Source organism: Neorhizobium puerariae (assembly GCF_042429745.1).
In the GTDB taxonomy this organism is placed as follows: Bacteria; Pseudomonadota; Alphaproteobacteria; order Rhizobiales; family Rhizobiaceae; genus Neorhizobium; species Neorhizobium puerariae.
Map to the genome: position 1 here is coordinate 15,275 of NZ_JBHMAA010000040.1, position 12,787 is coordinate 28,061.

Genomic DNA, 12,787 nt, shown 5'->3' on the forward strand with positions numbered 1-12,787 from the left:
GGTGGAGCCATCGATTGAGTATATTCACTGGTCGGTATACATTCGCGCATGACCAGAACGGATGTTCCCACACGCGAACGCATTATCGAGGCAGCAGGCAAGCTGTTCCACGCCGAGGGAATCCGCGCCGTCAGCGTCGATGCGGTCGCCGAGAAGGCGGGCCTGACCAAGCGGACGCTCTATTACCACTTCCGCAGCAAGGATGATCTGATCGCCGCCTATCTCGAAACACGAGACCAGCCGAATCTGGCGCTGTTCCAACGCTGGTTCGACGAGACAGAAGGCAGCACGGCCGACAAGGTGCAGGGAATCTTCCGTAATCTGGCGGTGTCTGCGCGCCATCCCAAATGGAAGGGCTGCGGCTTCCTGCGGACATCGGTTGAATTGATCCACCTTCCGGGACATCCAGCGATCCTTGCAGGGCGCAAGCACAAGAAGCGCGTCGAGGATTGGTTGTGCTCGGTGTTCGCAGGCACACGCACACCCGACGAAGCACGATGCCTGGCGCGCCAGATCATCCTTCTACTCGACGGCGCATTTGCAGTCGTGCTGCTTCATCGAGACCCGAGCTATATGGAAAGTGCCGGCGAGGCCGCGGCGCAGTTGGTCCGAGGTTAGTGCACACCTCTCTCCACCAGGTTTGCGCTATGTCCAGCCTTGTCTGCGAACAGCCACCAAAATCGTTTATTCGAGGCGCGGAGGGTGCCTGTTCAGGGCTTGCAGAATAAAGCCCGGAAGAGATGTTCCGACCGCTCGATACCGTCTTCGGTCAACATGACGGATTTCGCCTTGCTCACGGGATTAGTGATGAAGCCCTTCTCATGTAGCCGGTTCATCGCATCCCAATCGAAGCTCTTCCATGATCGGCCGTCCCGGTCGAGTGAGAGGAAAAGCAGCGCAAGGATTGCATCATCGATCTTGTCCTTGTCGATTTCCATGGTCCCGATACCCCGCAGCGTTCCATTGTGCGATCAGCCGGGCTGAAGGTGATCGCACCACGAAGGCCGTCAATACTCATGCTTGGCCTATTTTATAGGGTCATGGAGGGCTATGGAGTAGACGTAGTTATCATCTTCACCCGGCACGGCGCACGAGTTCCGGGCGTTGCCTCATTCGATCTCGCGGTGCCTGGCGGTTCCTTGGCGGCTGATCTCGCGGCAGCCGGACATCTCGTTTATATCCTCGACCTGCGGGGCTATGGGCAGCCGAGCCGCCCCGAGGCGATGGCACATCCAGCAATCGACGCCGCCCCTCTGATCCGCACCAATGACGCGGTTGCCGACATCGCCGCGGCCGTGGACGCAATCGCCGAGTGGAGTGGAGATACGCAGGTCAGCATCGTCGGCTGGGCGACAGGCGGACATTGGGCCGCTGCGTTCGCGGCGGAGCATCCACAGACTGTCGAACGGCTGGTACTCTACAATACGCTCTACGGCGGATCAAACGAGCACAAGTCGCCTGGTCATGGCTCACCGCTCGAAGATCCCCTGAAGCCGGGGCAGTTCAACATTTCCTTGTTCGGGGCCTATCGCTTCAACACAAGAGCGAGCCTGTTCACGGCCTGGGACAACAGCATTCCGGCTCCGGACAAGACGACCTGGAGAGACCCTCGCGTCGCTGACGCCTATGCAGATGCAGCACTGGCTTCCGACGAAACATCGGTCACTCGCGAACCGCCGAGCTTCCGGTCCCCCAGTGGGGCCATGGCCGACAGTTTTGAGCTCGCGATAGGCGGGCGCCAATGGGCAGCGGCAGCCCTGACGATGCCTGTCATGGTCGTGCGATCCGGACGAGATTTCTGGAGCCGGACGCAGGACGCGCGGGACATCGTCGCCGAGGCTCCAAGGGCAGAACTGGTGAGGATCCCGGAAGCCACGCATTTCGTGCATCTCGACCGCGCCGATGCCGGCAGGGACGTCTTCCTAGAAGCCATCCTCCGATTTCTGATGCCAACCGTGCAACAAGTTGGAGAGTGACGTAATGAAGACTTGTGTCCTAGCAGGGCGTTTATACTGCCACTTCCAACGAATGTTGGTATCGGTAGTTGCGAGCCCCCGCAACCAACGATCCCTGCGATCCCAATGAGCCCCCTTCGCGGGGCTTTTTGCGTTTTGAACCCGCAGATAACGTAACGATGCCGGAAAGATCGCACACAAAAGCACCGATCTCGGACAACGTGGCGCCTTTACCTCTACGAAACCCTGCTGAAGTAAAATGACGTCAGGAACGATCGATCTCGATAGAAATACGGCACGGGTAACCTCGTCCCGATGCTCAGCTGAGTGACATCGTCATCATGGACCCGCAAATCCGGGCGGATACGTCAGTTCTTCAAGGCCGCCGGCGCAAGGCTCTGGTCTACGGCAAGTCGGTTCTCATCCTTGTCTCGCGGATAGCCATCGAAGGCCGGGGATGCTGGGGAGGAATACGTGTTCTCCGCCTTTCACCAAGGTGAAGTCCGGGAGCCCTGTTACGCGTCTGCGAACGGGTTTGGCGGGGAACTGGAAGTCGTCCGTCCTGTCGCGGCGGCCGATGATGGGGTCGGTGCGCTCGCCCTGGGAGATGAAATCGCCGTCGTTGATCCACTGGGCCTGTACGAATTCGAACTGGCGGCCGGGGTCGGCGTTGATGATGGCGAGCACGATGCCGCGGTCGATACCGTCGTCATCGAAGGTGTCCTCGGGCAATTCCGGTCCATAGGAAAAACCCCGGCGTAGCACGCGATGGAGGCGGATGTCGGTCAGCGTTTCCTTCAGTCCGTCACGCGGGTTGACGCGCCGGATATGACTGCCGAGCGGCGTTTTCCGGCCATCTGGATCGTCGTCGTTGTAGGCGAAGTCGTTGTTGCGTCCGGGGTCCTTCGCCAATCCGGCATCGTCGCCGTCGGGGGAAAGCGCCAGCGGAGCGCCGCTTCGCCAGCGGCCCATCATCTTTGCGGCGAGCATTTCCTCGCCGCCTGCGGCTTCGGCATTGTCGCGCAGGAATTTCCGGAAGGCGGCGACGTCCTGGCGGATCTTGCGGATGGCGATGAAGGTTCCGTTGCGCCAGAGCGCTTCCGGGCCTTCGAGCCGGGCGATGCCGCCGAGTTCATTTTCATGACCAAGGATGAATTCGCCTGCCTTGACGACGTCCTGGCCGGGCAGGGGAAGACCGCCTTGTCCCTCGATGAAGGGCCGGCTGATGCCATCGACATAACCGAAATGCTCGCGCATCGTCGACGGCACGCTGACATCGAGCCGTGCTGCGAGCTCCACTCCGGCCAGCCCCTCCAGGGCGGCGTGGCCGATCGCAAGCTTTTCCTCCTTCAGTTCCAGGTTGCCCGCCATGATCAGCAGCCCGATGTCGAAACCATTGCCGCCATGGGGCAGGTCCCAGTTCGAGGGATCGCTTGCGCCGACATCGCCCAGATAGACGTTCCGGCGCGCCATTCCCTGACGAAACTCGGCGGGGAAGCCGGCGAGATCCTCTGCGCGGTCGACCAGTTTCCGGAGGCCCGCGAAGGAGAAGACGACATTGATCCAGGCGTCTTCGGGAGGATTGTCCCAGTCGGCCGCAGAGGTCACATGCGGGACAAGCCTTTGGAGAAGCTGCCTCGCGGCCGACGCATCGCTGATGGTGAAGACCAGATAGCTGCCGAAATAGGGCATGGGCCGGTTTCGCAGGACGGTTCCCTGGATGTCCGACAGGTCGAGTTCTGCGGCCATCATGTTCAACCGGCGGCGTCCAGAAGATCGCTGACGGCTTTCGACAGCTTCTGCATCTTCTTCACGTCGCGAACGGTGGCGTCCGGCGTGCCGACATAGAAGAAGTCGGCAGGATGGAGCAGGCTGATGACCCATTCGCCGATATCGGGGCTGTCCATTCCCGGATATCCTTCGAGAACGCCGCTGGCGATGCTGTCCAGCCACGGCGCGGCCTGGGAGACGATATCGATGAGGTAGGGCTTGAAGTCGCCGTCATAGACGAGGGAGAGAAGGAACCTGCTGTCGTTGTCGAAAAGCAGGATGCGGAAGTCCTGAACGGTTCCGACGCGGTCTTCCCAATAGGCGGCCTCGGCCTGAAACTGCGGAAGCCGCTTGCGGAAGAGTTCGGCGCCGCCCGGCAGCACATTGCCGATCATGGTGAGTTCGCCGCGCTTGCCGATGCGTTTTCCGGGACCGTCGGGTTGGTTGGTCACCGTCTGCGCCATGGCGAGACGGTCTTCCAAGGGGGCGATGTTGGTGGTCATCATAGCTCTCCGTTGCTGGTCATGGTCGGATGGAGGCCGAGCTGTTTCATCAGCAGCTCGTTGTCGAAATATTCCCGCTGTTCGATGATGCGGCCGTTGTTCCACCGGCAGATGGCGGTGAAGGAGACTTTGAACGTCCCCTTCGTCACCGCCGAGCTTCCGGACAACAGGGCAATCGAGCATGTCCTGTTCGTATCGAGGCTCAGGAACAGGTCGAGATAGGGGTCCATATGGACGCGGCAATCCGGGAACCGGGCGCAGAACCGCTGGGCGCGGACGATGTGCTCGGCTTTACCATGCGGTGTATCCTCTCCCGACATCCATGCGACGAGATCTTCGTCGAGAAGATCCGCGTAGTCGGCCCACTGCCGCATGTTCCAGGCAGTGTCGATCGCGCGCATGAGTTCGAGATTGCGCCGCCCCATGGCCTCACTCTCCGGCCTGCGATCCCGCCGGGGCGAGGTCTTTCCAGCCGCCGCTGCGTTGGGCGGCCGACATTTCATAGACGCCGCGCCTGATTTGAAGGATGGGATCGTCGGTCGCCTCGATGCCGTCCACCAGCATCGTCGGATCGTGGTTCATCAGCCGGTCGCCGAGTTCGTCCTCGCTTGTCGGGGCGGTCACCGTCAGCCGGCCGATGCGGACGCGTTGGCGTCCTTCCGGCCAGAGAGCGGTTGCGTCGTTCAGGGGATCGCCGGGTTCGCCAATTTCCAGTTCCAGTTCGAAGCTGACGGGCGCGGTCTTCAGCCGCTCGTTCATCTCCCCGAACAGCACGTCGACGCTCTGATGCGTCAGCACTTCGGGGGCCTGACCCTTGACGTCGTCGAGCGGGACCCAGTGACACCGGACGTGAGTCACCTCGTCGCTGGCGTTGAGGTAACGGAAGGCATGAACGGCATGAAATTCCGTATTGCCGAAACTGACCGGAGCGAGTGCCGCGGCGCGCATCCTGAAGACGTTGAGAACATTGGGATTGACGGCAAGGAAAGCGTCGAGGCCGGCTTTGTTGACCGGGCCGCCGGGCTCCAGGGGCTGGGCCGATGTCACGAGCCCGACGAACTGTTCGATCGTGCTGGCGAAGAACAGTTTCTGGCTCAGCATGACGAGATGGGTCACGCGGCCGTCGTCCAGATAGAAGCGGGTCGCCATGCCGACGGTGGCGTTGAAGAAGGCGTGCGGGTTGCCTCCGCCCTTGGAAAAACGGACGGAGACGGGAACTTCCTGTCCTTGAAGGTGGGCGGCCCGGGTGAAGCGTCTGGCCTGCTCATAGGCTTTAAAGGTGCCTTTGTAGAGCCGCCCGTCGGCGTGCAGGGTACGGTATCCGGGAAAATGGCCGAGAACGCCGTGGATACGATCGATGATGGTTTCGGCGTGGCGGTATTGGCTGTTCTGGGTCATGGTCCCGGCCTCCTGATCGCGACCTGACGATAGGAACCGTCGGCCACGGCCGGAAGTGAGGGCGCTTCAGCTTACCGTGAGTCCAGTGAGACGGACCGGCCGGAGGTCAGGACAGGCGGAGCGCCTCGAGAACGGCCAGGAGGTTCGAGAATTCCGCCGTGCCACGGAGGGCGTCGAAGCGGATATCGCCGCGCATCCACACGGTCGCCAGTTCCCGTCGTTCCAGGGCCTTTGCGAGATGGGTGAACGCGCGGCCGGCATTGCCGGTGGCGCAGGCGAGGGTCGCCCGGGCGAACTGGCTGGCCTTGGCGTTGCCGGCGTCGAGCAATCGTTCCGCGCGTTGCGGCGCACCGAGCCAGGCTTCGACTTCCGCATCGGCGAAAACGAGCTGGGGATGGCTTGCCGGAAGGTGACCGAGCGGTTTTGCGCAGAGACGCGCACTGTCCGCATCGCCGCCGAAATGGCAGGCCAGTGCGTTATAGAAGACGGCTTCCATTGCCGCCGCAGGAGGGCCGGCGGATGCCATATCCGCCAGCGCGCGGTCGAAGCGACGCGCCTGAAAATGGCTCACCGCCTCGGCTATGTCCTGCTGCTGGGAGAAGGGCTCGATGCGCCGTGCCTCGCGGAAAAGCCGTTCCGCTTCGTCCTCGCGGCCGAGCAGGCTGAGATAGGAGCCATAAACCCGGACCGTGCGGGCGTTGTCCCCCAGTTCGAGGGCGCGTTCGAAGCCCGCTTCCGCGGCGTTGCGGTCGCGTTCCAGCCAGGCGCTGATCGTCGCCCGTGCGGTATTTGCCTCGATGGATTGCGGATCGATTTCGAGCGCCCGGTCGGCCGCAGCCCTCGCGCGGGGAAGGGCCTCCTCGCCATCGATGATGCCGATGCGGAACATGTCGCAACAGCAATCGGCTATTCCGGAGTGACCGCGTGCATAGTCGGGCGCCGTATTCGCGACATCCGAAAAGATCGCGAGCGCCTCGCGCAGCGTCGCCGGCATCTGGCGGTCGAGCAACTGGCGTGCGCGATAGATCTTGGCGTGGGACCGGATGGCGTCCGGGCCGGGGCTGATCTGGAAGGCGCGCATGCGGGAACTGTCGAAGCGCAATCGGCTGGTCAGTGTCGTTGCGATCTTTTCCTGCAGGCCCAGTCCGTCGCCGGAGGCGCCGTCGAAACGGTCGGACGAGACGACGAACCCACGGGGATCGGATATCTCGATCGTCACTCTGATCATGCCTGCTTCCTCGCGCACCGTTCCCTGCAGCACGGCATCGGCGCCGAGTTCTTCGGCGAGCGCCGGGATCGACGGCAGATTTTCCGTATAGGCAAAAGTCGTCGCGCGCGACGGGATGCGGATGCCCGGTTCGGAGCCGAATGCGAAAATGAGCTCATCCGTCAGGCCGCCTGCAAATTCCCTTAGCGGACCTTCCCTGGAAAACGCGCGAACGGGCAGGATGGCCACGACCGTTCCGGGGCCATGCCGGAAGATTTCCGGCGCGGCCTGCTCCGCCGGTCTCGTCGGCCGTCCCGGCTTCTGCGCGGCGAAGAGCGGGCTGTAGGTTCCGACGGGAATGGAGATGGATACGGGATCGGACCGGCCTTCCAGGGCGAAGTGATCATCGAGCTTCCTGCGCAGCCGGCGCACCTCCACGCGAACCGTCGAGTCGATCCTGGGATCGTAAGGCGGGTCACGCTGATAGACGGCATTGCCGATGACGGCTTCCTTGAGATCCTCGCCCCTGCCTTCGAGCGTCTCCTCGACAAGATATTCCAACAGGGCCATCAGCCGGTCCGAGCCGTTGAAGCTCGCGCTGCGCCGCAGGGTTTCCAGTTGCTGGCGGATTGCCGCAGGGGAGGGCTGCATTTCAAGGTCCTGTAAGCTGTCGGCCAACTTCGCCGTACCGTGCGACGCATCATGCCATAGGTCAAATCATTTGAAGCGCCGGAGAATATTCGACGGCATCCTTTTGCCAAACGTAAGTCACAGTTAGCCCTGGCAATCTCACGGGTGGCTAACTTCTCCCGCCATCCGCAAGCCGTACCCTGCAGGGACGTCGAACCAGATGAGGCTTGCGCATGACGGGACGTGCCGGAGAAACCCTGCAGGGAAAAGTCGCTGTGATCACCGGCGGAGCGAGCGGCATCGGGCTTGCTCTTGCGGTCGAGGCGGCAAGGAACGGGATGAAGGTCGCCCTTGCCGATCTCAGCCAGGAGCGGCTGGACGAGGCCAAAAGGATCGTCGACGAGATCGGGGTTGAAACGATCACGGTGCCGACGGATGTGAGCAGGCTCGCGGATGTTCAGGCGCTGCACGATCGCACGTCTGAGCGTCTCGGGCCTCCCTGGCTCGTTGCGAACAATGCGGGGATCACCAAGCTCGCGCTGACGTGGGACCATACCGAGGCCGATTGGAAGCGCATGTTCGACATCAATGTCGGCGGCGTGGTGAACGGGCTTCTCGCCTTCCTGCCGGGTCTCCGGGAGAGGCGGTCGGGCCATATCGTCAACACCGCCTCCGCCGCCGGACTGCTGACCATTCCCGCCGCATCCGCCTATGTGGCCAGCAAGCATGCCGTCGTGGGATTGTCGGAGACGCTCTACCGGGAGCTGCTGGCCAGCCATTCGGGTGTCGGTATTTCCGTTCTCTGTCCGGCACTGGTCAAGACGAACATCATGAAAAACGAGGCTGCCGGAGCGCCGCCTTCTGCGGATGCGATGAAATCCTCGCATGCCATGGAACCCGGCGATGTCGCGCGGCAGGTCTTTTCGGCCATAACAACGCGACAGTTCTGGATATTGACCCATGCCGCCCAGATGGAGCCGCATATCCGGGCCCGGTCCGAGGAGATCGTAAACCAGGTCAATCCCGGTCAAGGCAGCATCGATCCGGATGTCGCAAGATCATCCAGTGCGATTACTGGCGTGGACTTCCTTGCACCCGTTCCGGGTCGCTCCTGAGGCGGGCCGATGGTGAGGATTATTCGCAGCATCGCCGGAATCGTCTGCCTCGGCGCACTCGGCGCTCTGCTGTGGTACGCCACCTTGCCGCCGCCGCTCGTGGTTCAGGGTGAGGTATCGGCCAATCGTGTCGATATCAGCCCGCGCGTTTCCGGGCGCATTGCCGCATTGAACGCAGATGTCGGCGATGTCGTTCGCAGGGGCGATGTGATCGCCGAACTCGAAAGCCCGCAATTGGTCGCTGCGCTGCATATGGCGCAGGCGGCGCTGACGGTGTCGGAAGCCGACCTGGTGCGCGTCAACAGCACGCGCACGGAGGTGATCGCCGCGCGGAAGGCGGAAGCGGAGGCGGCGCAGGCCGACGTCACGCTCTATCAGTCGGATGCGGCGCGGCAGTCGCAATTGCTCGCAACGAATGCGGCGCCCCAGGCTCGCGCCGAACAGTCGCAACGCAATTTCGAAGCGGCGCTGCGTTCGCGCGAGGCGGCGCAGGCCAATCTCGATCTGGCCGTTGCCGGCGCGAGCAAGGAAGAGCGCGCCCTTGCCGCCGCCAGGGTGGAGCAGGCACGGGCCACGCTCGACCAGCAGCAGACGGATGTGCGGGAACTGACGATCCACACGCCGATCGACGGACAGGTGACGACCCGCGTGGCCGAACTCGGCGAGAATTTCAGCGCCGGCGCACCCCTGTTTTCGATCATCGACCTGCAGCATCCCTGGCTCACCTTCAATCTCAGGGAGGATCTTCTCAAAGGGCTGAAGGTCGGGGACATCTTCAAGGTGACCGTGCCGGCGCTGAAGAACAGCGCATTCGAGGTGAAAGTCACCGTCATCAACGCGCAGGGGCAATACGCGACCTGGCGCGCAACGCGGGCGACCGGCGATTTCGATCTGCGGACGTTCGAAGTGCGTGCCGAACCCACCGAGCCGGTGGAGGGGCTGCGGCCCGGCATGAGCGTCATCGCCTCATGGCCCGGTGCGGGCAACTGACATGCTGGCGAAGGGCCAAGCCCGCCCGGGTCTTCTTCTCGTCTTCGAACGGGAGGTGCTGCAGTTCCGGAAGCGTCCCTTCCTCGTTTTCCTGACGGTCATTCTGCCGCTGATCCTGATGGGTGTCCTGGCCGTGGTGTTCAGCGCCGGCCTGGCGACACGCCTGCCGATCGCCGTCCTCGATCTGGACGGCAGCGATCTCTCCCGCACTATCATCCGGTCCGTCGATGCGACGCCGGATACGGCCGTTGCCGTCAATGTCGGCGATCTTGCGGAAGGCCGGCATCTCATCCTGGCCGGAAAGGTCCACGGCCTGCTGATGATCCCGAGGAATCTCGAGCGGGACGTTTTCGCAAGCCGGAGGCCGGAAGTGGTCTTCTTCTACAATGCGCAGACGCTGACCACCGGCAATCTGACGCTGAGAGGCGTGAACGCGGCGCTTGCCGTCGTCGAGGGCGGGATCAGGCTGTCGCTCAGGACGTCTCGCGGCCAGCCTCTGGACATGGCCCGGGGTTCGCTCGCGCCGATCCCGGTGCAGGTCAATCCGCTGTTCAACCCGACACTGAACTACACCCACTTCCTGCTTGCGGCCCTGCTGCCGGCGATCTTGCAGATCGGTATCGTCACCACCATGGCCTATTCGATCGGCCAGGATACCGAGACGCGCCACCGGTTGCGCATCCTGCGCCGCCTGGGTGGCGGTCTCTGGCCCGCCATGCTCGGCAAGCTTCTGCCCTATACCCTCGTGTTTCTCGTGGTCCTCGGCATCTCCGACGCCCTGCTTTTCATGGTTTTCGATCTGCCGTTGCGCGGCGACCGGCTGTTGCTGCTTTCCGCCGGCGTGCTCTTCATTCTCGCCAACCAGTTTTTCGGCGCGCTTCTGGCGCTCGTGCTCAGGCCCATGGCGACGGCCGTGAGCATCGGCACGCTCATCACCGCGCCCGCCTTCGGCTTCATGGGCATCGGCTTCCCGCGGATCGGCATGAACGCCTTCGCCTATCACTGGGGAGAGATGCTGCCTGGAACATGGTATCTGATGGCCCGCATCGACCAGACGATCCGCGGCACGCCGCAGGACCTGTCTCTGCGGCCGATTGCAGTTCTATTGTTCATGGCGGTCTTTCTGGCCTCCGTCGTCGCGTTGCGGCTGGAGGTGATCCGCAGCCGCAATCGCCGGCAGAGGCAGATCGCGGCGCTGCCTGGGGAGGGTACGCCATGAGCGGCATGCTCGTCGTCTGCGGCATCGAGCTGCGCCGTATCTTCTCGCTCAGACCCGCCTTCTCGGTGCTGGTGCTCGCCATCGTCATCTATGCGGTCTTCTATCCGCAGCCCTATCGCGCCGAAGCGTTGCGGGATGTGCCGATCGCGCTCGTCGATCTCGACGGGACGGATACGAGCCGAACGTTCGCAAGGCGCCTGGATGCCTCCGCCGACGTCGCGGTCGCTGCGGTGCTGCCGGACCAGGTCACCGCAGAGCGCGAGGTTTTCGCCCGGAGCCTCTACGGCATCCTCGTCATCCCGAAATATCTCGAGCGGGACCTTCTGCATGGGCGAATCGCTCCGGTCGCGATCTATGCCGATGCGAGCTATTTCCTTATCTATTCGAGAATATCCGGCGCGGTGAGCGCGCTCGCCAGGACCATGGGGGCCGAGATCGAAACCAGCCGGCTGATCACCGCGCATGTCGATCCGGTCATCGCCGCGGCGGCCCCGGACCCCATGCCGCTGACTGCGATACCGCTCTTCAATCCGCAGGGGGGATATGCGACCTATATCCTTCCCGCCGCCCTGGTGCTTATCCTGCAGCAGACCCTGCTGATCGGCGTCGGCTTGCTTGGAACCCATGAGAACCCTGAGCTTGCCGATCCGCGACATGCTCACATAGGTCCCGTCGGGCGGGTTCTGGGCAGGCTGGCAGCCTATATCATCCTCGAACTCGTCGTCTTTTCCTCCTACCTGATCGTCCTGCCCTATCTCTACGGCGTTCCCAGGCTCGGCACACCTGCCGCGATCTACGCGATTGCACTGCCGTATATCGTCGCGGTGGCGGCACTCGGCATGGTGATTGCGAGATTGTTCAAGAGCCCGATCGTCGTGCAGCTCGTCGCGGCGGCGATCGGGATGCCGTTCCTTTTCCTTTCGGGCTTTTCCTGGCCCTCCGATGCGATCCCGGAGCCCGTCCGCTCGCTTGCCATCGTCATCCCCAGCACGACCGCCATCAATGCAATCGTGAACGTGGCCCAGCTCGGCGCGCTGCTCTCCGATGTCCGGCCTCACCTTCTCGTGCTGAGCGCGCTTGCCGCGGTCTATCTCGGCGTCGCGATCCTGCTGGAGGCGCTTTCGATGCGCAGGCAAGGGCAATAGCGAGCGGAGCGGGCATCGGAGGTGGGAGCGGCCATGATCAAGCATGCGACTGATGCTCTCAAGGCGATTGGAAACGGAGCAGAGCCTGTCAAACTACGACCTCGCGGACCAGAAACCGGTGGCAACGCTCACCTCCACCATCCGGCATCTGTTCGGCCTTTGAAGCCGTTACCGACGGCGGCGGCCTTCCCCGAACCGGTCGGTCTGCGCTTTGCTCGAAACAACTTGTCCTTGTCTTCATCGACTGTTGACGGTGGGGGTATTCTCGCCGAAACATCGACCGATATAGATACATTTTCTATTTGAATCACGTTTCGGAATGTTGGGAAATTTCCAAAAAGCCTTTGTTTTCTTGAGGTCCGGCTGCGACAAGTCCATTATATAATTATCTTGCATTCTTTTCATAATGTTGCTTTTGTTTTACTTTATAAGGCCGTTGTTTCTTGGAAAGAGTTATTGTAGCAGGCTCCCTGCAAATGGATCGGGTGGAATTTTGGATGGATTTGTGCAGCCGGGCAGGCTTGCCCCGCGTGTAGTGGGCCTGTGCCCTCGAACCGGTCCTGATGCGGCCTGATTTCGGGATGGGGCAGCCGGCGGCTGGCCGGGGAAGGTTTTCATCTGTTTTGGACGTGGTGTTGAAGTGGAGAGATTGACGTGAGCAAGATCATTCCCGTGATCATGGCGGGTGGGAAGGGTACCCGGCTTTGGCCTTTGTCGCGGGCGAGCGCACCGAAGCAGTTCATCCGGTTTGTGGGGGACCGTACGCTGTTCCAGGCGACGCTTTCGCGGGTAGCCGATCCGGCGCTGTACGAGGCGGCTGTGGTGATCACCAACGAGGAGTTCCGGTTCCTCGTG

The 12,787-nt window shown here is 62.4% G+C and carries 14 protein-coding genes; 8 read left to right on the forward strand and 6 right to left on the reverse strand.

All coding sequences use genetic code 11. The features are described 5' to 3' along the window. The first annotated feature begins 48 nt into the window (after positions 1-48). On the forward strand, positions 49-618 hold the full coding sequence (locus ACFFP0_RS28940) for a TetR/AcrR family transcriptional regulator (protein WP_377265689.1): 570 nt from the start codon (positions 49-51) through the stop codon (positions 616-618). Between the two features lie 92 nt (positions 619-710). Here the strand turns inward: ACFFP0_RS28940 and ACFFP0_RS28945 are convergent, their stop codons facing one another. Then, positions 711-938 (reverse strand): DUF6429 family protein, encoded by a 228-nt coding sequence (locus tag ACFFP0_RS28945; protein WP_377265690.1) that lies wholly within the window; start codon positions 936-938, stop codon positions 711-713. A 201-nt stretch (positions 939-1,139) separates the two neighbouring features. On the opposite strand from ACFFP0_RS28945, the gene ACFFP0_RS28950 reads away from it, so the two are divergent. After that, positions 1,140-1,976 carry an alpha/beta fold hydrolase gene (locus tag ACFFP0_RS28950; protein WP_377265691.1) on the forward strand — a complete coding sequence of 279 codons (837 nt, stop codon included), beginning with the start codon at positions 1,140-1,142 and terminating at the stop codon, positions 1,974-1,976. Between the two features lie 399 nt (positions 1,977-2,375). On the opposite strand, the gene ACFFP0_RS28955 is transcribed toward ACFFP0_RS28950, so the two are convergent. The 5 genes from ACFFP0_RS28955 to ACFFP0_RS28975 form a co-directional block, all read right to left on the reverse strand. Continuing rightward, positions 2,376-3,707 (reverse strand): Dyp-type peroxidase, encoded by a 1,332-nt coding sequence (locus ACFFP0_RS28955; RefSeq protein ID WP_377265702.1) that lies wholly within the window; start codon positions 3,705-3,707, stop codon positions 2,376-2,378. A 2-nt stretch (positions 3,708-3,709) separates the two neighbouring features. Beyond that, complete coding sequence (locus tag ACFFP0_RS28960; RefSeq protein ID WP_377265692.1) at positions 3,710-4,228, reverse strand: hypothetical protein; 519 nt, start codon at positions 4,226-4,228, stop codon at positions 3,710-3,712. Continuing rightward, entirely contained in the window at positions 4,228-4,653 is a 426-nt protein-coding gene (locus ACFFP0_RS28965) for an ester cyclase (protein WP_377265693.1), read from the reverse strand. Before ACFFP0_RS28965 ends, ACFFP0_RS28960 begins: the two co-directional genes overlap by 1 nt. A gap of 4 nt (positions 4,654-4,657) precedes the next feature. After that, positions 4,658-5,626 carry a catalase gene (locus ACFFP0_RS28970; protein ID WP_377265694.1) on the reverse strand — a complete coding sequence of 323 codons (969 nt, stop codon included), beginning with the start codon at positions 5,624-5,626 and terminating at the stop codon, positions 4,658-4,660. Between the two features lie 106 nt (positions 5,627-5,732). Beyond that, positions 5,733-7,484, reverse strand: coding sequence for a hypothetical protein (locus ACFFP0_RS28975; protein ID WP_377265696.1), 1,752 nt, complete (start codon positions 7,482-7,484; stop codon positions 5,733-5,735). 212 nt (positions 7,485-7,696) lie between these two features. Between ACFFP0_RS28975 and ACFFP0_RS28980 the strand changes: the two genes are divergently transcribed. The 6 genes from ACFFP0_RS28980 to ACFFP0_RS29005 form a co-directional block, all read left to right on the forward strand. Beyond that, positions 7,697-8,578 carry an SDR family NAD(P)-dependent oxidoreductase gene (locus ACFFP0_RS28980; RefSeq protein WP_377265697.1) on the forward strand — a complete coding sequence of 294 codons (882 nt, stop codon included), beginning with the start codon at positions 7,697-7,699 and terminating at the stop codon, positions 8,576-8,578. A gap of 9 nt (positions 8,579-8,587) precedes the next feature. Next, positions 8,588-9,568 (forward strand): HlyD family secretion protein, encoded by a 981-nt coding sequence (locus tag ACFFP0_RS28985; protein ID WP_377265698.1) that lies wholly within the window; start codon positions 8,588-8,590, stop codon positions 9,566-9,568. Between the two features lies 1 nt (position 9,569). Further along, entirely contained in the window at positions 9,570-10,787 is a 1,218-nt protein-coding gene (locus ACFFP0_RS28990) for an ABC transporter permease (protein WP_377265699.1), read from the forward strand. Further along, positions 10,784-11,932 carry an ABC transporter permease gene (locus ACFFP0_RS28995; RefSeq protein WP_377265700.1) on the forward strand — a complete coding sequence of 383 codons (1,149 nt, stop codon included), beginning with the start codon at positions 10,784-10,786 and terminating at the stop codon, positions 11,930-11,932. Before ACFFP0_RS28990 ends, ACFFP0_RS28995 begins: the two co-directional genes overlap by 4 nt. Before the next feature lie 33 nt (positions 11,933-11,965). Further along, positions 11,966-12,238, forward strand: coding sequence for a hypothetical protein (locus tag ACFFP0_RS29000; protein WP_377265701.1), 273 nt, complete (start codon positions 11,966-11,968; stop codon positions 12,236-12,238). A gap of 372 nt (positions 12,239-12,610) precedes the next feature. Further along, positions 12,611-12,787: sugar phosphate nucleotidyltransferase (locus ACFFP0_RS29005; protein ID WP_377265703.1), on the forward strand; the 177-nt coding region annotated here is incomplete at its 3' end.